Genomic DNA, 19,813 nt, shown 5'->3' with positions numbered 1-19,813 from the left:
AGGGGTGCGGTCGGGGTCCGTCAGCGCTTGTTGCGGACCGGGACCGGCATATCCTTGGCGGGGATCGTCGCCACGAGGTCCAGGATGTCGGTGTCGGTGGCGCCCTTCTTGATGCGCCAGTGGTACATCTCCTGGAGCGCCTGGTGGTCCTGGGCGCGGAACGTCATGGTGCCCTTCGGCGTCTCGAAGCTCAGCCCTTCCATGGCGGCGATGAGCTTCTCGGTGTCGGTCGACCCGGCCTTGGTCAGGGCGGCCACCACGGCCGCGGCGGCCGAGAAGCCGCCGGCGACGAAGAAGTCCGGCGGCGCGTTGTAGCGCTTCTGGTACTCGGCCTTGAGCCAGTCGTTCTGGGCGTTCTTCGGGAAGTCGTAATAGTAGTAGATCCCGCCCTCGGCGCCGGCGAACTGCTTCCAGGAGGCCATCACGGGCAGGAGGTTGCCGCCGGGCGCGAGCATGATCTCGAACCGGTCCGGCTTCATGTCGACGAACTTCGCCATGGGATGCGCGCCGGCCCAGATGAAGCCGATGATGCGCTTGCCGGGCTTGTCCTTGAGCGCGCCGAACAGGCGCTCGGCGAAGGGGGCGAAGTCGGCCGTGTTGCCGGCCGCGTATTCCTCGGCGACGATCTTCGCCTTGGGCCGGATCGCCGCGAGGGCCTCGCGGAAGGCGGCGACGCCGTCGCGGCCGAAGGCGGTGTCGAGGGCCATCATGCCGATCGCGACCTCGCCGTCGGGGATCGCGGCGGCCGCCGCGTAGGCGTCCTGGGTCGAGGAGCGGCCGGTTCTGAAGACGTAGCGGTTCCACTTCTCGCCGGTGATGGAGTCGGCGACCGCCGGCTCGACGATCAGGACCTTCTTGAACTCCTCGGCGACGGGCAGCATGGCGAGCGCGACGGGCGAGCCGGTGGTGCCGACGGCGAGGTCCGCCTTGTCGTCGCCGTAGCATTCCTCGAGCAGGCTCTTGCCCCGGTCGGGCTTCAGCTGGTCGTCCTTGACGAGCACCGTGATCTTGTCGGCTCCGACCTGAAGGGTGCCCTTGGTCAGGTGCTCGAGGCCCATCATGAAGCCGTTCTCGGTCTGCTTGGCATAGGCCTCGAGCGGACCGGTCTTGCCCGCGATGAGGCAGACCTTGATCTCCTTCGCGCCGGCGGCGCCCGCCGCCACGAGCCCGAGGACCGCCGCCGCGACCCCCGTCAGCCACTTCGAACCCGACATCGCCACCTCCCGAACCGGCGCTCCTCCGCCGCCTCTCCCCGAGACGTCGGATCGCCGATCATGAAGATGTACAATCCCTTGGCGGCGACCGTCCATCCCCGACCGTGCAATCCTTCCGGCCCGCGCTAGTCGAGGAACTCGACCCGGGTGCCCTTGCCGACCAGCCGGGCGAGGCGCTCGACGTCCCAGTTGGTCAGGCGGATGCAGCCGTGGGAGTAGCTCTTGCCGACCTTGCCGGGCTCGGGCGTGCCGTGGATGCCGTAGGTCGGCACGTCGAGGTCGATCCAGACCGCCCCGACCGGATTATTCGGGCCGGGATTGATCGTGAACTTGCGGTCGGCGCCGACACCCTTGAAGGCGAATTTCGGATCGTAGGTGTAGGTCGGGTTGCGGGCGACCGCCGTCACCGTGGCGCCGCCCTCCGGTGCGGGCTTCTCGGTCGAGCCGATGGAGGCGGGGAAGATGGCCGCGAGGCTGTCGTCGGCCCGGTAGGCATAGAGCCGCCGCTCGCCCTTGGTGACCGCGATTCGGGTGACCCGGTCGGCTTCGGCGGGGATCTCGGGCTTGCGGTCGGGATCGAAGGGGGAGACGGCGGCGACGACGATCTCCCGGCCGGGCTCGTCGAAGCGCGTACCCGGGTTCAGCGCCGACAGGAGGCCCTCGGACATGTGGAAGCGTTCGGCCAGCATCTCGCGGGGCGAGCGGTAGCCTAACCGATCGAGGCCGGCCTGCTCCTCCATCTTGTCGGGGATCTCGGTCACGAAGGGGCCGCGCACATCGTCGTCGGTTATGCGGTAGCGGACCAGCACCGGCTCACCGTCCTCCCGGCTCAGCGCCTCGAAGACGTCGCGGGCGGGATCGCCGTTGCCGCCGAGCTTCTCCAGGCGGGCATAGGCGTCGATCGCCTTGCGGGTGTTCTCCCCGTCGCGGCCGTCGATCTCGCCGGGCGAGACCAGGGCGCGGTCGAGGAGGACCTGCAGCTTCACCAGGTGGGGCAGCGGATCCTTGGACTCCTTCGGCAGCGGCCGGAAAGCCGCTTCGTTGACCGACTCCAGGGTGAGGCGGTCGGCGGCGAGCGCCGGGCCTCCCAGGGCCAGGGCGATCGCGACGGCAAGGGCGGGCAGGCTTCTCAACGCAATCATCGGCGAACCTCGGGCGCTGCTGGATGGTGATGACCAACGCCGCGGCCCCTCAAAGGGTCCGCTTCACTGGCAGATCCGATAGCCGTTGCGCCGCCGGGCGAGGTCGAGGTGAAGGTGGGTCTCGTGGGACGGGTCCGTCCCCGGCCCGAGGACGGTGGTGAAATGGACGCAGGCGCGCGCCCGGACGGCGCGGGCGAATCGGGCCGTCGGGCCGTCGTCCTCGTCGGCGACGCGCGCCACGTCGAAGGCCGGCCCGCTCTCCAGACGGATGCCGGCGATGTCGACGCCGTTGGCGATGCCGTGCTCGCTCAGCTTGGCGCCGGACCGGCCGTTGCGCGGCCGGCACTGGTAGGACGTCCCGATGGAGAGCGACTTCGGGCGCGTCTCGAAGGCGGCTTCCGATTCCGCGGCGACGTCGCGGGCCCAGAGGGCGAGCGCCTCGGCCATGGGGCAGACCGTGACGGCTGGCGGCGCGAGGGCGATCCCGGCGCCCACCGAGCGGACCTCCAGCGGCGCCGGCACGCTGCAGCCGTTGTCCGCCTCGATCGGGGGCAAGGGCTTCGCCTCCACCCCGAGGGCCGCGAGCCGCGCCAGGCAGGCCTGCGCCTCCCCGTCGGTGAGGACGATCGGCTCGGGCGGTGGCGGGGGTGGCGGCGGGACCGGACGCGTCGCGTCGGGTTCCTTGCCGCCCTCCGGCGCCGCCGGAGACTGGCCGGCCTCCGGCTGGGGGGGCGCCTGTGCGGGCTTGGCCTGTGGCGCGGCGGGCAACCCGGCGGGCTCGGGCGGCCGGTCCGGCGTCTCGTCGGGCTTCGGTCTTGGCGCGCCCGGGATCGCGGCCTGGGTTCTCGTCTCCGGCTTCGCCTGCGGCGCCGGGGACGCCGGGGCCGCAACGGTCGGGCGGGGCGCGGCGCGCGGGCGGCGGGGCGCCTTGCGGGCGGGCTTGTCGGGCGGCACGAGGCCGAGGTCCTGCCCCAGGCGGCGCACCACGGACTGCGCGCCGGCCGGCTCCACCGTCCAGACCGCCGCCCCGAGCCCGATCAGGCCGGCGGCCATCACCTTCGCCACGCTGCGCATGTCCGCCCTCCCGACCGCTCGACAGGAACAACGCATGAGGGGGCCGGAAAGGTTCGTTGCGGAACCGCGAGGGAGGCGGGACGTTCACGGGCCGACACCACGGAGGACGCGCCCCATGAACCTCGTCGATCTCGGTCTCAGGACGGCGGTCACCGGAACGCTCGCAAGCCTCACCAGTGCCGCCGCCGCGGCCCAGCTCGCCCGCTCCGAGGGGGCCGGCGCCCTGCAGCCGACCAATTCGACCAGCCACTGGCTCAACGGCGACGGCGCGGGACGGATCCGGGAGGCCGACCTCGCCCATACGGGGGTCGGCGCGGCGACGCATTTCGGCTCGGGGATGTTCTGGGCGGCGATCTTCGAGGCCTGGCGCGGCGCGCGGCCTCCGCGGAGCGTCGGCACGGACCTGCGGGACGCGGCGCTGATGGCACTGGTGGCGGCGGTGGTCGACTACGGCGTCGTGCCGCGGCGGGTCACACCGGGCTGGGAGACGGTCCTGCCACCCCGCTCGATCGGGCTCGTCTACGGCGCGCTGGCGATCGGGCTGGCGGCAGGCGCGCTGATGTCGCGCGATCCGGACTGAACGGCGGCGGGGGACGACGTCACTGGAAGGCCTCGGCCCAGGCCCGGCCCTTGGTGGTGATGGTCGGCGGCCGGCCGGACCCTTCGCGGGCCGCGAGGCCGAGGCGGACGAGAACCGCGACGGCCTCCGCATCCTGCGGCGTGGGCTCGAGCCCGACGCTCATCCCGACCAGCACGTCGAGCGGCTTCGAAGCGATGGCGCGATCGGTCACGGATCCCTCCCGGCCAAGGTTGGACGACGGGCCCGAAGATCGGCGACGCGGGTACGGGTGTAAAGCTTGGCAGTAGCAGGGTACCAAAACGCACGGCCTAGTCGCGCGCGCCCTCCGACGGGCGCGCGCCGGCTGCCGATCAGGCGAATTCCATGATCACCGCGTCGACAGCCAGGCTGTCGCCAGGCTTCGCCTTGACGGCCTTGACGGTCAGGTCGCGCTCGGCGCGGAGCACGTTCTGCATCTTCATGGCCTCGACCACGGCGAGCGTCTCGCCGGCCTTGACCTCCTGCCCCTCGGCGACCTCGATGGAGACGACCAGCCCGGGCATGGGGCAGAGGAGGAAGCGGGAGGTGTCCGGCGGCGCCTTCTCGGGCATCAGCCTGTCGAGGCGGGCGATGCGCGGCGTCATGGCCTTGGCGATGCAGGAGATGCCGCGGTAGCGCAGTTCCGCGCCGTTGGGGACGGGACGGACCTGGATGGTCACCTCGCGGTGGCCGACCTGGCCGGTCCACAGGGCCTCGCCCGGCTGCCAGCGGGAGACGACGCTGACGGCCGTCTCGGCGTCGCCGATCACCATGTCGAGTTCGAGCGGCACGGAGGCGAAGCCCTCGGTGACGGAGACGGGGATGTAGTCCTTGTCGAGCTTGACCAGCCAGTCGCGGCGGACCTCGCCGGTGGCCGGGCGGAAGCGGCCGGGGAGCGCTTCCAGGCGGTCCTGGCGGATGACCTCCATGGCGACCGCCGCGGCCGCCAGGAGCGGCTTGGCGGCTTCGTCGACGGCGCGGACGCCGAAGCCGTCCGGGTATTCCTCGCGGATGAAGCCGGTGGACAGCCGCCCCTCGCGCCAGCGCGGATGGTGGTGAAGCGACGTCAGGAAGGGGATGTTGTGCTGGATGCCGTCGATCACGAAGGCGTCGAGGGCGTCGGACTGCGCCTCGATGGCCTCCAGGCGGGTCGGGCCGTGGGTCACCAGCTTGGCGATCATCGGGTCGTAGAACATGGAGATCTCGGAGCCCTCGACGACGCCGGTGTCGTTGCGGACCGTGATCTCGCCGTCCGAGCCCTCCTCCGGCGGCCGGTAGCGGACCAGACGGCCGATGGAGGGCAGGAAGTTGCGGAAGGGATCCTCGGCGTAGATGCGGCTCTCCACCGCCCAGCCGGTGAGGGTCACGTCCTTCTGCCGGATCGACAGTTCCTCGCCGGCGGCGACACGGATCATCTGCTCGACGAGGTCGATGCCGGTGACGAGCTCGGTGACGGGGTGCTCGACCTGGAGGCGCGTGTTCATTTCCAGGAAGTAGAAGTTCCGGTTCTGGTCGGCGACGAACTCGACGGTGCCGGCGCTGTCGTAGTTCACGGCCTTGGCGAGGGCGACCGACTGCTCGCCCATGGCGCGGCGGGTCGCCTCGTCGAGGAGCGGCGACGGGGCCTCCTCGATGACCTTCTGATTCCGGCGCTGGATCGAGCACTCGCGTTCGCCGAGGTAGACGACGTTGCCGTGCTTGTCGCCGAGCACCTGGATCTCGATGTGGCGCGGGTCGACGATAAACTTTTCGACGAAGACGCGGTCGTCGCCGAAGCTCGCCGCCGCCTCGTTGCGGGACAGCGTGAAGCCCTCGCGACACTCCGCGTCGTTCCAGGCGATCCGCATGCCCTTGCCGCCGCCGCCGGCCGAGGCCTTGATCATCACCGGGTAGCCGATCTGGCGGGCGATCTCGACGGCGTGGTCGGTGCTCTCGATGGTGCCGAGGTGGCCGGGCACGGTCGACACCTTTGCGGCGTTGGCGAACTTCTTCGATTCGATCTTGTCGCCCATCGCCTCGATGGCGCGCGGGTTCGGGCCGATGAAGACGATGCCCTTTTCGGCCAACGCCACCGGGAAGGCGGCGCGCTCGGAAAGGAAGCCGTAGCCTGGGTGGACGGCCTCGGCGCCGGTGTCGAGGCAGGCCTGCACGATCTTGTCGATCAGCAGGTAGGACTGGGCGGCCTGGGGCGGGCCGATGTGGATCGCCTCGTCGGCCATCTCGACATGCACGGCGTCCCGATCGGCGTCCGAATAGACCGCGACGGTGCGGATGCCCATCCGCCTGGCGGTCTTCATGACCCGGCAGGCGATCTCGCCGCGGTTGGCGATCAGGATCTTCTTGAACATGTCTGGCCTGCCCCGCTCGCTTCTGTCCGGAAAGCGCAAGGGTTCTAGGCGCTTCGCCGCCGTCCCGCAACTTGGCCGAAGGACGCAATGGCGCGGTGTATCGCAGCACTCACAGGACCGGGGCGAAGACCCGGAACAGGACCGCGCCGAGCCCGGCCGCAGCCAGCGAAACGGCGAGGATCAGGCGGCCGTAGCCCCTGCCCCCGATCCAGAAGGCATAGACGGTCTTCATCACGATATTGGCCCCGACCGCGCAGAGGATCGCGGCGGCGGCGGTATCCATCGTCAGGGACGTCCCCGCCATCCGGCCGGCCGAGAGCACCACGGCGTCGATGTCGGCGAAGCCGGACAGGGCCGCGAAGGCGAGGTATCCGGCCGGGCCGGCGTTGTCGGCGAGGATCTTGGAGACGGCCAGCACGCCGGCGAGCAAGAGGCCGAACCGGAAGGCGGCTAGGGGCTCGAACGGGTTGGCGAAGCCGTTCCGGTCGGCCTGCGCGGGCGCGGGCGCGGCGCTGCGGCGGTAGAGGACGGCGGCGCCGGCCAGGAAGGCCGCTCCGGCGCCGCCGAGCGCCGGTCCGAGCATCGGCGCCAGTCCGGGCGCGAGCAGCAGCGCGATGGAGAGTACCTTGAAGACCGAGACCGCGCCGGCCGCCGCCGTGCCGGACGCGAGAAGCGCGGCCAGGGCGGGCGCCTCCGCGGCGCGGCGGCCGTTGTCGAGGGTCACGACGGTCGAGGAGACGAGGCCGCCGGCCGCGCCGGCGAACAGGATCCCGCGTGATTCGCCCGCCAGCTTGACGGCGATGTAGCCCGCGAAGGACAGCGCGGCGATCAGCACCGTCATGGCCCAGACGTCGTGCGGGTTGAGCGCGTTCCAGGGATCCAGCGTGCGGTCCGGCAGGATCGGCAGGACGATGACCGTCATGGCGAGGAGGACGAGGCTCGCGCGGAGTTCCGTCCAGGTCAGCCGGCGCAGCCAGCCGTGCAGGACCGGCTTCAGGGCCAGGAGCGCGGCCGTGGCGACGCCGGCGGCAGCGGCGGCCCTCATGTCGCCCAGCACGGCAAGGACGCCGAGGCCGAACACGACCACGGCGGCGACCGGCGTGGTCACCGAATGGGATCCGTCCGCCGCGCTTTCGCGCCACTTGAACAGCAGCACCGCGCCGATCGCGCCGCCGCCCAGGACCAGGATCGCGGCGGGGCCGAGGCCGACGCTGTGGAGGGCCCCGGCGAGCCCGCCGGAGAGGCCGACCAGCGAGAAGGTGCGCAGGCCCGCGGTGCGTCCGCCTTCGACCTCGGCGCGATCCTTCCAGCCGCGCTCGACGCCGACCAAGAAACCGATGGCGAGCGCGAGGGACAGTCGGACGAACAGGTCGGGAAGGACGAGGTCGGGCATCGGCCGAACGGACAAGGTCCCGGCGGAGCGGTCAAGTCAGGGATGTGCCGGGTGCTTGTGGCGCGTGCCGACGCCTGTCATCAAGGGAGGAAGCACCGGCGAGGGCGGTGCGCCCGGAGAGTCCAACCATGTTCCGCACCCAGGCCGCCGGCTTCGACGACAGCTATGCCTGGTTCAGGCTGGCGGTCGCGCTCGTTCTGTCGACGATCGGCGGGGTCGGGATGTGGTCGGTCGTCCTGGTGTTGCCGGCGGTCCAGGCCGAGTTCGGCGTCGCGCGTGGGGCCGCCTCCTTCCCCTACACCATGACCATGGCGGGCTTCGCCATCGGCGGCGTGCTGATGGGGCGGCTGATCGACCGCTACGGGATCGTCCGCCCGGTCATGGGCGGCATCGTCAGCCTGGCGACCGGCTACGTGCTGTCGGGCTTCGCCGGGACGCTGTGGCAGTTCGCGGCGATCCAGGGCCTCCTGATCGGATTCGGCAGTTCGGCGACGTTCGGGCCGCTGCTCGCGGACGTGTCGATGTTCTTCCGTGCGCGGCGCGGCCTCGCGGTCGCGCTCTGCGCCTCGGGCAACTACCTGGCGGGCACCTTCTGGCCTCCGGTCATCCAGCATTTCATGGCGGGTTCGGGCTGGCGGTCGACGCAGATCGGCATCGGGCTCTTCTGCCTTGCCACCATGCTGCCGCTGGCGCTCCTGCTGCGGCCGAAGCCGCCCGAACAGCCGGCGCCGACCGGCGCGCTCTCGGCCGCGGGGCGCCTCTCGGCGCTGGGGCTCTCGGCCGGGCAGATGCAGGCCTTGCTCGTCGCCGCCGGGCTCGCCTGCTGCGTGGCGATGTCGATGCCGCAGGTGCACATCGTCGCCTACTGCGTCGACCTCGGCTACGGGATGGCGCGCGGGGCGGAGATGCTGTCGCTGATGCTCGGGCTGGGGATCGTCAGCCGGATCGCCTCGGGTTTCGTCGCGGACAGGATCGGCGGGGTGGCGACCCTGATGATCGGCTCGGTCATGCAGGGCGTCGCCCTCGTGCTCTACCTCTTCTCGGACGGGCTCACGTCGCTCTACGTGGTGTCGGCGGTGTTCGGGCTCTTCCAGGGCGGCATCGTGCCGAGCTACGCCATCATCGTGCGGGAGTATTTCCCGGCCGGCGAAGCCGGGTCGCGGGTCGGCCTCGTCCTGATGGCGACGCTGGTCGGCATGGCCTTCGGCGGCTGGCTGTCGGGGGCGATCTACGACCTCACCGGCAGCTACGCGGCGGCGTTCCTGAACGGGATCGGCTGGAACCTCGCCAACGTGGCCATCGCCGCCTTCATCCTGACGCGCGGGCGGCCCGGGCGGCTCGCCACCGCCTGAGCGACGCCCGTCAGTGCGTCGCGTCGGGCATGCTCGCCTTCTTCTTCGCCATGAAGGCCTGCAGGGCCTCGTCGATGCCCGGGTCGAGCGGCGGGGCCTCGTAGTCGGCGAGCATCTTCTTCCAGATCTTGTTGGCGCGCTGGGCGGCGTCCTGGCTGCCCTCGGCCATCCACTGCTCGACCGAATTGTTGTCGGCGATGCCGGAGCGGTAGAAGGCGGTCTCGAAGTTCGCCTGGGTGTGGGCGCAGCCGAGGAAGTGGCCGCCGGGGGGGACCTCGCGGAAGGCCGCGAGCGCCTGGCCGTTGTCCGAGAGGTCGATGCCCTTGGCCAGCACGTGCATCATGCCGAGCTGGTCGCAGTCCATGACGAACTTCTCGTAGGACGAGGCAAGGCCGCCCTCCATCCAGCCGGCGGCGTGGAGCACGAAATTGGTGCCCGCGTGGATGGTCGGAATCAGGGTCTGGGCGCTCTCGTAGGCGGCCTGGGCGTCGGGGACCTTGGAGGCGCAGAGGGAGCCGCCGGTGCGGAAGGGAAGCTTCATGCGGCGGGCGAGCTGGGCGGCGCCGTAGATCGCGAGGCTGGCCTCGGGGGTGCCGAAGGTGGGGGCGCCGGACTGCATGGAGAGGGTCGACACGAAGGTGCCGAAGATGACCGGCGCGCCCGGGCGGACGAGCTGGGTGAAGCTGACGCCGGCGAGCACCTCGGCGAGGACCTGCGTCAGCGTGCCGGCGACCGTCACCGGGCTCATGGCGCCTGACAGGATGAAGGGGGTGATGATGCAGGCCTGGTTGGCGCGGGCGTAGGCCTCGGCCGAGCCCAGCATGGTGGCGTCCCAGACGAGCGGCGAATTGGCGTTGATGAGCGAGGTGACCACCGTGTTCGACTGGAGGAACTCCGCGCCGAACAAGATCTCGGCCATCGCGACCGTGTCCTTCGCCCGCTCCGGATGCGTGACCGAGCCCATGAACGGCTTATCGGAATAGCGCATATGCGCGTAGACCATGTCCAGGTGGCGCTTGTTCACCGGCAGGTCGACGGGCTCGCACACCGTGCCGCCCGAATGGTGCATGAAGGGGCTCTGGTAGGCGAGCTTCACGAAGTTGCGGAAGTCCTCGATGGTGCCGTAGCGGCGGCCCTGGTCGAGGTCGTGCACGAAAGGCGAGCCGTAGACCGGGGCGAAGACGGTGTCCTTGCCGCCGATGTGGACGCTGCGCTCGGGGTTGCGGGCGTGCTGGACGTAGTCCTGCGGCGCGGTGCGGATCAGGCTGCGGGCGAGGCCGCGGGGAAAATGCACGCGTTCGCCGCGGACGTCGCAGCCGGCCTGGCGGAAGCGCTCGAGCGCGGCGGGATAGTCGCGGAACTCGAGGCCGATCTCCTCCATCAGGGTCTCGGCATTGTGCTCGATGAGGGCGAGCCCCTCCTCGGAGAGGACTTCGGTCAGCGGCAGGTTGCGGGTGATGTAGGGCACCGACACGCCGGACCGGGCCGAACGGGCGGCGCGGCGAGCCTCGCGTCCGCGGCGGCCCTCGCGGGCACCGGCTTCGGGCATGTCGGTCATGACGGCTCCTCCTCGGGGCCGGGGCGGCCCTCATGGTTGTCGAGCGTCGAGCCTAGTGCGACGGAGGGCATGGGGACTGTGCCGGGTCCGTCATCAGGTGGCGCTTCGGCGACAGCGAGGGCTCACCAGCGCACGACGCGGGGCACGACTAGCGCGCCGAGGACCCCGATGGCGACGATCGTCCCGGCGTACCAGGCCGCCACGAAGGGCATGGCGTCCTCGGTGCAGTGCAGTTCGTAGGCGAGCGTGGCGAGGCTGCCGGCGAGAACGCCGGTGGCGAAGCCGGCGCCGCGCAGGTCCGTGGGCGCGGCCTCGCGCAGCGTCAGCACGAGGAGGGCAAAGGGCAGGACGGCGTAGAGCGGGATCGAGGTGAGGCAGTAGCTCCAGCTCGCGCCGAAGACGAGCGCCGGCCAGGCCTCGGGCGGGCTCCAGGAGAGTTCCAGGGCGGCGAGGCTCAGCACGAAAGCGAAGGGAAGCGCCAGGACGGCGGCGGTCTCGGAGAGCTCGGCGCCGGGCCGCGACAAACGCAGCACGGACCAGAGGGCGGCGAGGACCGCGCCGACGGCGAAGATAAGCTTGGCGGCGGCGCGCGGCTCGGCCAGGATCTGCATGAGGTCGGGCCGGGCACCGAGACGCAGCACGACCGCGACGCCCGCGACCGCGAAGGAGACCAGCGCGGCACCGAGCACCAGGCGGCGGGTGCGGTGCCGGTCGACCGGCCCGTGGGCGGCGGCGAGGGTCGAGATCAGGTCTTCGGTGCGCACGCTGGGATCTCGCTTGAGGGCTTCGAGACGGCATTAAAATGGCCGCCATGACCGGGGCCGGCGGAGCGGGGGCGTCTCATCCGGCGAAGATCGCCGAAAGGCGGCGCATGCCGCGGTGGATGGCGACCTTCAGGGCCGTCTCGGTCATGCCGTGAGCGGCGGCGGCCTCGGCGATGGAGTGCCCTTCGAGCTTGACCGCGGCGAAGGGCGCCCGCAGGGGCCCCGGCAGGGCCGCCAGCACCCGGGCGGCGTCGAAGTCGGCCCCGGGGGCGCCCGCCGGGGCAGCGACGACCTCCTCGATGGCCTCGAGCGGAACCGCGCCGCGGGAACGGGCGCCGGCGCGCAGGTGATCGATCACCTTGTGGCGGGCGATGGCGTGGACCCAGGCCGATGCCGGGCGCGACGGATCGTAGGTGTGCAGGCGCGTGTGCACCGCGATGAGGATCTCCTGCAAGACGTCCTCCGCGTCCGCGGCCTGGCCGGGGCCGGCACGGGAGAGGAGACGGCGGACGTGGCCGCGCAGATCGGCGGCGAGCCTCTTCAGCAGGCTCTCGTAGGCGGTGCGATCGCCCGCCTGCGCCTTCGCGACCAGCGCCGCGAGTTCGGTTTCGATGGACATGGGTCGGCTCCCTGACCGAGCCATCGTCTCACGGCCGGTCGCGCCGAGCACATGAACTCTCTTGAAGCGCGATGACATGCCCGTGAGGGGTCAGGTCAATCCGTAGGTGCGGATCGCCGTCTCGCGCCAGAAGCGGCGCAGGTCGGCTTCCGGAGTCCCGGCCAGGATGGCGTCCAGGGCCTCGACCCACTGGACGTAGCGGTGCGACAGCTCGCTGACCGGCCAGTCGCTGCCGTAGAGACAGCGGGCGAAACCGAAGCACTCGATCACGTGCTCGACGTAGGGCCTGAGGCTCGCGACGGTCCAGGCCGGGCCGGCCTCGGTGATCACGCCGGAGACCTTGCAGACCACGTTGGGCAGGCGGGCGAGTTCGGCGATCTGCGCGGCCCAGGGCTCCCGCAGGCCCTCCGCGATGCCGGGCTTGGCGATGTGGTCGAGGACGAAGCGCACCTCCGGGCAGCGGCGGACGAGCTCGATCGCCTCCGGGAGTTGCCAGTGACGGATGCAGAGGTCGAAGGTCAGGTCGTGGGCCGCGAGCGACCGGACACCCTCCAGGAAGTCCGGCGCGAGGACGATCCCGGCGTCGGGCTCGTCCTGGATCAGGCGGCGGATCCCGCGCAGCCGGCCGAGGTCCATGAGCGCGTCAAGGTCCTCCTCGACCGCCCTGCCCTTCTCGACCGGCGCATGGGCGACCACGCCCGCGATCCGCGTCTCGCCCTCGGCGAGGTCGCGCACGAAGCGGGCCTCGTCGAGATGCGCGCCCGGGGCGACCGCCACCTCGACGAAGACCATGCGGTCGACCTCGACGGGTGCGCGGGCGGCGTCGTAGTCGGCCGGCAGCATGCGGCGGTCGATGGCCGGGACGGAAGCCATCCACGGATAGGAGAGCCGGGCCGGATCGTAGAGGTGGACATGGGCGTCGACGATCGAGAAATCCGGCATCCTGCGCCTCCCGGTGTTTTCCGGAAGCAGACCACGGCCGGCGGGGGCCGGCAAGCCGCGCCGACAAGGGGCGATCGTTCGACCGGCGCGAACAATCCATCAAGTTGCCATTTTCCGGAACGAGCCGATATGTCGGCCGACAACAACGGCAGGAGGCTGCCATGGACCTCGCATTGGGCGGAATTCATCACCTTACGGCGGTGACCGCGAACGCATCCGGCAATCTCGACTTCTACACCCGCGTGCTCGGCCTGAGGCTGGTCAAGAAGACCGTCAACCAGGACGACACCAGCGCCTACCATCTCTTCTACGGCGACGGGGAGGCGACCCCCGGCTCGGACATCACCTTCTTCGACTGGCCGGTCGGCCCGGCGCGGCGCGGCACGCACTCGATCGTGCGGACCGCCTTCCGGGTGGCGCCGGACAGCCTGGGCTGGTGGCGCGACCGGCTGACCGGTCTCGGCGTCCCCACCGGGGACGTCGCCGAGCGGCGGGGCCGGCCCTCGCTGACCTTCGAGGACCCGGAGGGGCAGCGGCTGGAGCTGGTGGCGGACGACGCCTCCGTGGCGCATCCCTGGTCGCGCAGCCCGGTGCCGGGCGAGCACCAGCTGCGCGGGCTCGGGCGGATCACGCTCAGCGTCCCGGACTTGGCGCCGACCGAGGTGCTGCTGACCCGCGTCATGGCGATGACGCGCGGGGCGGAACACCGGGACGCCGACTTCACGGGGCCGGTGCACGTCTTCACCATGGGGCCGGGCGGCGCCGGGGCGGAGCTCAACGTGGCGGTCGAACCGGACCTGCCGCCGGCGCGCGACGGGGCGGGCGGCGTCCATCACGTCGCGTTCCGGACACCCGACTACGATGGCCTCCGGGGCTGGACCGACCGCGTGCGCGGCTTCCGCGTGCCGTCCTCGGGCGAGGTCGAGCGCTACTACTTCCGCTCGCTCTACTTCCGGGAGCCGAACGGCATCTTGTTCGAGATCGCCACGGACATTCCCGGCTTCGCGGCCGACGAGCCGATGGAGACGCTCGGGGAGGCACTGTCGCTGCCGCCGTTCCTGGAGCCGCGGCGGGCCTCGATCGAGGCGAACCTCAAGCCGCTCTGAAGGAGGACGCCATGGTCCAGCCGATCGGAGTCACCGGGCCCCACCGGGGCCTCGCCGTCCACACCGCCGGCGCGCCCCTCGGGGCCGCCTCGGCGGCGGTGATCCTCGTGCACGGACGCGGCGCCGACGCGTCCGACATGATGGATCTGGCGCGCCACCTCGCCGCCCCGGGCATCGCCTTCCTGGCGCCCGAGGCGCAGGGGCGAACCTGGTACCCCTACCGCTTCATCGAGCCGGTGGAGCGCAACGAGCCGTGGCTCGGCTCGGCGCTGGCGGTCGTCGGCGGGCTCGTGGCCGCTGTCGAGGCGGAAGGGATCGGGGCGGAGCGCATCGTGCTGGGCGGGTTCAGCCAGGGCGCCTGCCTGGCGCTCGAGTTCGCGGCGCGCAACCCGCGGCGCTATGGCGGGCTGATCGGGCTCTCCGGCGGGCTCATCGGCCCGCCCGGGACGACCTGGCCCGCGGCCGCCTCCTTCGAGGGGACGCCCGTCCTGCTCGGCTGCAGCGACGTCGACCCGCACATTCCGCTCGCGCGGGTGAAGGAGACGGCGGGCGTCTTCGCCGCCGGCGGGGCGGCGGTCGACGAGCGGATCTATCCCGGCATGGGCCACAGCGTGAACCGGGACGAACTGGACGCCGCGACGGCGCTGGTCGCCCGGCTGGCCGCGCCCGAAGGCTGAGCCGAGGGCGCTCAGCCCCCTGCCTTCTGCTCACCCGGGATCTTCACCGGTTCGCCCAAGGTCTCGCGGACATAGAGCTTCTGCACGAGCACGAAGGCGACTACGGTCATCGGGGCGGCGACCAGGATGCCGATCGGACCGAAGAGGGTCCCGAAGGCGATGACGGCGAAGAGAAGCAGCGCGGGCGGGATCGAGACGAGCCGGAGTTGGACGATCGGGGTGATGACGTTCGATTCGAGCTGCTGGATGACGACGAAGAGGCCGAGCGTCCACAGCGCGGTCGACATGTCGATGGTGAGCGCGAGGAGCACCGCCGGGACCGCGCCGGCGATCGGACCGACGACCGGGATGAACTCGGCCAGCCCCGCGAAGATGCCGAGGGCGACGGGCGCCGGCAGGCCGAGGAACCAGGTGCCGAGGCCCGCCAGGGTGCCGACCACCCCCATGGCGATGACCTGCGCCAGAAGCCAGAGCTTCAGGGCGCGGCCGCATGTGTCGAGGGCGTCCTCGATGCGCTCGTGGCGCTCCGGCGGGAAGAGCTTGACCAGCCCCGCCTTGTAGATCCTGGGGTCGACGGCGAGGAAAACGCCCCCGACGATCACCAGGACGAGGTTCGTGACGCTCGCGAAGACCATGGTGCCGAGCGTCGTGATCTGCCCCATCAGCGTCTTGGAGAGGTCCGCGACCGCGCCGCCCTGCTGGTCCTGCAGGGAACCGCCGCTGCCGTTGAGGGCCGGCAGGGAGATGCCGAGCTGGGTCTCCAGGTAGCGCACCACGTCGGGCAGCCGCTGGCCGAACTCGCCGAGCTGGTTCTTCACCTGGGCACCGACCAGGACGGCGAGGAGCGCGACCATGCCGATGACGAGAAGGACCGCCGCGATCAGGGCATAGCGGCGACGCAGGCGCGTGTGCCGGCAGATCGGGACCGCAGCGGCATCGAAGACGACACCGACTACCACGGCCGCGAAGGCGAGGAGGAGGCTCTCGCGCACCTGCCAGGCGGCGAGCGCCAGGGCGAAGACGCCGAGCACGATCAGGGCCTTGCGGACGAAGGCGATCTCGTCGCGGGGGTGGGCGGCGGGGGGCGGTGCGGGAACGGCGGCCGGCCCGGGAAGCGGTTCGGATGCGGGTATGGAAGCCTCCTCAAGCCGGCGTGCAGCGGAGGAACGGCCGGCCGGCGCGCTTGTTCCTGGTCACGGCCCGGGAGACGGAACAACCCGGGCGGGTCCTCGTTCGGCGGCAGGACGAAGGTGCCGGCACGAGGTCGGCACAAGGCTCCGGACCGCGAGCGGGAGTGCCGACCCATGCCCTATCGCCCTCCGCGCGTGACGGTCGCCGGCCTGCTGCTCGCGGTCGCCACGGGCGTCGCCGGTGCCCAATCCGGGACGGCGCCCGCGGACCCCGGCCGCGGACGGGGCGTTGTGGTCGGGGCCGGGCCGGGCGGGCAGCGTCAGGCCTGCCTGGCCTGCCACGGGCTGGAGGGCCGGGGCGATCCCGCAGCCGGCTTCCCGCGGCTCGACGGCCAGATGGCGACCTACCTCTACAAGGCGCTCGCCGACTACGCCTCCGGCGTTCGGCCCAACGAGATCATGACGCCGATCGCCAAGGCGCTGACCGAGCAGCAGCGGCGGGACGTCGCGGTCCACTACGCGACCCAGGACCCGACGGGGCCGGGGCCGACCGGGGCGGCCGCGCGCCCGGCCGGTGGCCCGGAGGACTATGGCCTCGTCCAGCGGGGAGCGGTGCTGTCCTCCATCGGTGCCGCCGAGCACGGGGTCCAGGCCTGCCAGAACTGCCACGGGCCGGACGGGGCCGGCCTGGCGCCGCTCGTTCCCGCCCTCGCGGGCCAGCACGAGGGATACCTGCGCGGCCAGCTCCAGGCCTGGAAGGCCGGCCGGCGCGGCGGCGATCCGGCCGGCGTGATGGCCGGCATAGCCCGGCGCATGGACGACCGCGACGTGTCCGCGGCCGCCCGCTACTTCGCGAGCCTGCCACCCGCCCCGCGCTCCGTCTCCGGGGTGGCGGCGATCACGGCCGTGGTTCCGGAGGCGGCCGGCAACCGAACCGCTGCCAGCGGCGCGCCGGCGGGCCAACGGCAAGGAGACCGTCCATGACCGGCACCCGGCCGACTTTCCCCGCGATCCTCATCGTCCTTTCCGGGCTCGTCCTCGGCGGGGCGGGCGCGGCCGTCGCGCAGGGCAACCAATCCGCCGACCAGCTCTCGCAGCAGCCGGGCGCCGGCGGGATCAGCCGGGGCGGCGCCGTCCATGTCGGGGCCAACACGAGCGCCGGGACCACGCTCGGCAACAGCGGGCCGAAGCCCGCGAGCGCCAAGCTGGGACTGACCGATCTCCCGCCGCTTCCCGGCGCCGATCTCTGCAAGGGGCTGGCGGGCACGCCGGCGGAGGCCGACTGCCTCGCCAAGGTGACGGGCAAGTAGACGAATTTCTTCTCTGTTTCGGAGTGGCATCGTGAGCGAGACCCTGTCGAGACGCGACCTCTTCAAGGTGGCCGGTGCGGCCGGTGCGGCGGCGGCAGCGGGCCCCGCGGCGGCGCAGACGCAGCCTCCGGTGGCCGAGCCTGCCGACGGCGACCGGGTCCTCTTCTTCTTCACGGACCCCGAGGCGCGTTTCGTCGAGGCGGCGGCCGAACGGCTGATCCCGAAGGATCCGCGCTGGCCGGGCGCGGCGGACGCGGGGGTTCTCTTCTTCATCGACCGGCAGCTGGCGAGCGCCTGGGGCGCCGGCGACCGCATGTATCTCAAGGGACCCTGGAAGCCGGAGGCGGCGCCCGAGCAGGGCTACCAGCTCCGCTTCACGCCCGCCGAGCTCTACCGGATCGCGATCGGAGAGATCGGCGAGCACTGCCGGCAGGCCTACGGGGGCAAGGAGTTCTGGGACCTCGGCGAACCCGTCATGGACGAGGTCCTCGGCAAGCTGGAGACCGGCGGAATCGCCCTGCCCTCCCTTCCTTCGGCGGTCTTCTTCGAGACGCTGCTCGCCAACACGATCGAGGGCTTCTTCGCCGATCCGGCCTATGGCGGGAACCGCGGCATGGCGGGCTGGCGGATGGTGGGCTTCCCCGGCGCCTACGCGCAGTTCGTCGACCTCGTCGACGTCCACGGCCACGAGTACCGGCGCGAGCCGATCGGCATCGGCAACACGGCGGCGCGCGAGGCGCACCTCAAGGCGCACGCGTCCCACATGCCCGCCCCGACCGGCGCCGGGCGACCCTGAAGGAGAGCGGCATGCCGATCAGGATGAAGGAGGTGGACGTGGTGCTGGTCGGCGGGGGCATGACGGCGGCCATCGTCGGCAAGCACCTCGCGGAAGCCGGCAAGACCGTGGTGGCGCTCGAGCGCGGACCGATGCGGGACACCGTCCCGGACTTCCAGTCGCCGTCCATGCACGACGAACTCAAATACTCGATCCGCTACGCTCTGATGCAGAACGCGGCGACCCAGACGCTCAGCTTCCGCAACTTCGTCGGCCAGGAGGCGCTGCCGATGCGCCAGCTCGGCTCCTTTCTGCCGGCCGACGGCGTCGGCGGCGCGATGGTGCACTGGAACGGGCAGACCTGGCGCTTCCAGCCCGAGTGGTTCCGCCTGAAGTCCTGGACCGAGGAACGCTACGGCAAGGACCATGTCGGGGACGACGTGACGATCCAGGATTGGGGCGTCAGCTACGAGGAGCTCGAGCCGCACTACGACTTCTTTGAGAAGGTCTGCGGGATCGGCGGGTTCGCCGGGAACCTCCGGGGCGAGACGCGGGCGGGCGGCAATCCCTTCGAGGGGCCGCGGCAGAACGACTATCCCAACCCGCCGATGAAGCAGCCGCTGTCCGGCAAGCTCTTCGCCGACGCCGCCTCCGGCCTCGGCTACCACCCGTTCCCGATGCCCTCCGCGAACCAGACGAGGGCCTACACCAACCCGTACGGGGCGGAGATGCAGCCCTGCATGTATTGCGGCTACTGCGAGACCTACGGCTGCGAGCATTTCGCCAAGGCGAGCCCCCAGATCGCCATTCTGCCGGCGGCGATGAAGAATTCGAACTTCTCGATCCGGCCGCGCAGCCACGTCATCCGCATCGAGCACGACAAGGACGCCCGGATCGCGACCGGCGTCACCTATGTGGACGCCCAGGGGCGCGAGGTCTTCCAGCCAGCCGGCATGGTCGTGCTCTGCGCCTTCGCGCACCACAACCCCATCCTGCTGCTCCAGTCCGGCATCGGCGAGCCCTACGACCCGGCAACGCGGAAGGGCACGGTCGGGCGCAACTACAGCTACCAGACCATGACGGCGGTCAGCGTCTTCTACGACGGGACGCAGCGCATCAACCCCTACATGGGGGCCGGGGCGCTCGGCACGGTCATCGACGACTGGAACAACGGCAGCTTCGACCATTCCGGACTCGGCTTCGTCGGCGGCGGCTACATCGCGGCCAACCAGACCTCCGGCCGACCGATCAACCACCACCCGGTCCCGGACGGGACCCCGCGCTGGGGCCGGGCCTGGAAGGAGGCGGTGGCGCGCCACTACAACTCGACCGTGACCCTGTCCCTGCACGGCTCCTCGACGCCGCACCCTGGCAACCATCTCGGCCTCGACCGGACCTATACGGACGCCTACGGCCAGCCGCTGGGCATGATGACCTTCGACTTCCCCTACAACGACCGGCTAATGGCGCGGCACCTCACGGGGAAGATGCGCGAGATCGGGCAGGCCATGGGAGGTCGGTCCATCTCGGTCTCCTGGCTCGCCGACCACTATTCCATCGCGCCCTACCAGACGACCCACAACAGCGGCGGCGCGATCATGGGAACCGACCCGCGGACCAGCGTGGTGAACCGCTACCTGCAGAGCTGGGACCTGCACAATCTCTGGATCATGGGCGCCTCCGCCTTCCCGCAGAACGCCGGCTACAACCCGACCGGCACCGTCGGATCGCTCACCTACTGGGCACTCCAGGCGATCACCGGGGACTACCTGAAGAACCCGCGACCGCTGGTGCAGGCATGAGAGGCTGCA

At 71.4% G+C, this 19,813-nt stretch carries 19 protein-coding genes; 8 read left to right on the top strand and 11 right to left on the bottom strand.

The window, feature by feature from the left end; genetic code table 11:
* Positions 1-20: 20 nt before the first annotated feature.
* From WBG79_RS10560 to WBG79_RS10550, 3 genes are all read right to left on the bottom strand, one after another.
* A complete protein-coding gene (locus WBG79_RS10560) occupies positions 21-1,214 on the bottom strand; it encodes a substrate-binding domain-containing protein (RefSeq protein ID WP_337357067.1) in 1,194 nt (397 codons plus the stop codon).
* 125 nt (positions 1,215-1,339) lie between these two features.
* A complete protein-coding gene (locus WBG79_RS10555; protein ID WP_337357066.1) occupies positions 1,340-2,356 on the bottom strand; it encodes a L,D-transpeptidase in 1,017 nt (338 codons plus the stop codon).
* Between the two features lie 63 nt (positions 2,357-2,419).
* On the bottom strand, positions 2,420-3,430 hold the full coding sequence (locus WBG79_RS10550) for an extensin-like domain-containing protein (RefSeq protein ID WP_337357065.1): 1,011 nt from the start codon (positions 3,428-3,430) through the stop codon (positions 2,420-2,422).
* A gap of 115 nt (positions 3,431-3,545) precedes the next feature.
* On the opposite strand from WBG79_RS10550, the gene WBG79_RS10545 reads away from it, so the two are divergent.
* Complete coding sequence (locus tag WBG79_RS10545) at positions 3,546-4,010, top strand: hypothetical protein (RefSeq protein WP_337357064.1); 465 nt, start codon at positions 3,546-3,548, stop codon at positions 4,008-4,010.
* Between the two features lie 19 nt (positions 4,011-4,029).
* Here the strand turns inward: WBG79_RS10545 and WBG79_RS10540 are convergent, their stop codons facing one another.
* From WBG79_RS10540 to WBG79_RS10530, 3 genes are all read right to left on the bottom strand, one after another.
* Complete coding sequence (locus WBG79_RS10540; RefSeq protein ID WP_337357063.1) at positions 4,030-4,221, bottom strand: hypothetical protein; 192 nt, start codon at positions 4,219-4,221, stop codon at positions 4,030-4,032.
* Between the two features lie 139 nt (positions 4,222-4,360).
* Positions 4,361-6,376 (bottom strand): acetyl/propionyl/methylcrotonyl-CoA carboxylase subunit alpha, encoded by a 2,016-nt coding sequence (locus tag WBG79_RS10535; RefSeq protein WP_337357062.1) that lies wholly within the window; start codon positions 6,374-6,376, stop codon positions 4,361-4,363.
* 109 nt (positions 6,377-6,485) lie between these two features.
* Positions 6,486-7,769 carry an MgtC/SapB family protein gene (locus WBG79_RS10530; protein WP_337357061.1) on the bottom strand — a complete coding sequence of 428 codons (1,284 nt, stop codon included), beginning with the start codon at positions 7,767-7,769 and terminating at the stop codon, positions 6,486-6,488.
* 128 nt (positions 7,770-7,897) lie between these two features.
* Here WBG79_RS10530 and WBG79_RS10525 point away from each other — a divergent pair, with 128 nt between their 5' ends.
* Positions 7,898-9,121: an MFS transporter gene (locus WBG79_RS10525; protein ID WP_337357060.1), complete on the top strand. Its 1,224-nt coding sequence runs from the start codon at positions 7,898-7,900 to the stop codon at positions 9,119-9,121.
* 10 nt (positions 9,122-9,131) lie between these two features.
* Here the strand turns inward: WBG79_RS10525 and WBG79_RS10520 are convergent, their stop codons facing one another.
* The 4 genes from WBG79_RS10520 to WBG79_RS10505 all read right to left on the bottom strand — a co-directional run bounded on the left by WBG79_RS10520 (position 9,132) and on the right by WBG79_RS10505 (position 13,004).
* A complete protein-coding gene (locus WBG79_RS10520; protein WP_337357059.1) occupies positions 9,132-10,679 on the bottom strand; it encodes a trimethylamine methyltransferase family protein in 1,548 nt (515 codons plus the stop codon).
* A gap of 122 nt (positions 10,680-10,801) precedes the next feature.
* Positions 10,802-11,443, bottom strand: coding sequence for a DUF1109 domain-containing protein (locus WBG79_RS10515; RefSeq protein ID WP_337357058.1), 642 nt, complete (start codon positions 11,441-11,443; stop codon positions 10,802-10,804).
* 76 nt (positions 11,444-11,519) lie between these two features.
* Positions 11,520-12,062 (bottom strand): sigma-70 family RNA polymerase sigma factor, encoded by a 543-nt coding sequence (locus tag WBG79_RS10510; RefSeq protein WP_337357057.1) that lies wholly within the window; start codon positions 12,060-12,062, stop codon positions 11,520-11,522.
* A gap of 90 nt (positions 12,063-12,152) precedes the next feature.
* Positions 12,153-13,004, bottom strand: a complete 852-nt coding sequence (locus WBG79_RS10505) for an amidohydrolase family protein (protein ID WP_337357056.1) — start codon at positions 13,002-13,004, stop codon at positions 12,153-12,155.
* 161 nt (positions 13,005-13,165) lie between these two features.
* On the opposite strand from WBG79_RS10505, the gene WBG79_RS10500 reads away from it, so the two are divergent.
* Both WBG79_RS10500 and WBG79_RS10495 read left to right on the top strand, forming a co-directional pair.
* Positions 13,166-14,110 carry a ring-cleaving dioxygenase gene (locus WBG79_RS10500; protein WP_337357055.1) on the top strand — a complete coding sequence of 315 codons (945 nt, stop codon included), beginning with the start codon at positions 13,166-13,168 and terminating at the stop codon, positions 14,108-14,110.
* A gap of 11 nt (positions 14,111-14,121) precedes the next feature.
* Positions 14,122-14,787 (top strand): alpha/beta hydrolase, encoded by a 666-nt coding sequence (locus WBG79_RS10495; protein ID WP_337357054.1) that lies wholly within the window; start codon positions 14,122-14,124, stop codon positions 14,785-14,787.
* Positions 14,788-14,798: 11 nt separating this feature from the next.
* Here the strand turns inward: WBG79_RS10495 and WBG79_RS10490 are convergent, their stop codons facing one another.
* Positions 14,799-15,818, bottom strand: a complete 1,020-nt coding sequence (locus WBG79_RS10490) for an AI-2E family transporter (RefSeq protein WP_337357053.1) — start codon at positions 15,816-15,818, stop codon at positions 14,799-14,801.
* Between the two features lie 273 nt (positions 15,819-16,091).
* Here WBG79_RS10490 and WBG79_RS10485 point away from each other — a divergent pair, with 273 nt between their 5' ends.
* Genes WBG79_RS10485 through WBG79_RS10470 form a run of 4 tightly spaced genes read left to right on the top strand, consistent with a single transcriptional unit; the run spans position 16,092 to position 19,804 of the window.
* Positions 16,092-16,901, top strand: a complete 810-nt coding sequence (locus WBG79_RS10485) for a c-type cytochrome (RefSeq protein WP_337357052.1) — start codon at positions 16,092-16,094, stop codon at positions 16,899-16,901.
* Positions 16,898-17,227 (top strand): hypothetical protein, encoded by a 330-nt coding sequence (locus WBG79_RS10480; protein WP_337357051.1) that lies wholly within the window; start codon positions 16,898-16,900, stop codon positions 17,225-17,227. The genes WBG79_RS10485 and WBG79_RS10480 overlap by 4 nt, the downstream gene beginning before the upstream one ends.
* A gap of 31 nt (positions 17,228-17,258) precedes the next feature.
* The gene (locus tag WBG79_RS10475) at positions 17,259-18,023 is read left to right on the top strand and encodes a gluconate 2-dehydrogenase subunit 3 family protein (protein WP_337357050.1); all 765 of its coding nucleotides are present in this window, start codon (positions 17,259-17,261) and stop codon (positions 18,021-18,023) included.
* An 11-nt stretch (positions 18,024-18,034) separates the two neighbouring features.
* Complete coding sequence (locus WBG79_RS10470; protein WP_337357049.1) at positions 18,035-19,804, top strand: GMC family oxidoreductase; 1,770 nt, start codon at positions 18,035-18,037, stop codon at positions 19,802-19,804.
* The last annotated feature ends 9 nt before the right edge of the window (positions 19,805-19,813 follow it).

Origin of the sequence: Prosthecomicrobium sp. N25, assembly GCF_037203705.1 — a bacterium.
Classification (GTDB): Bacteria; Pseudomonadota; Alphaproteobacteria; order Rhizobiales; family Ancalomicrobiaceae; genus Prosthecodimorpha.
This window is presented reverse-complemented; position numbering and strand designations above follow the sequence as displayed.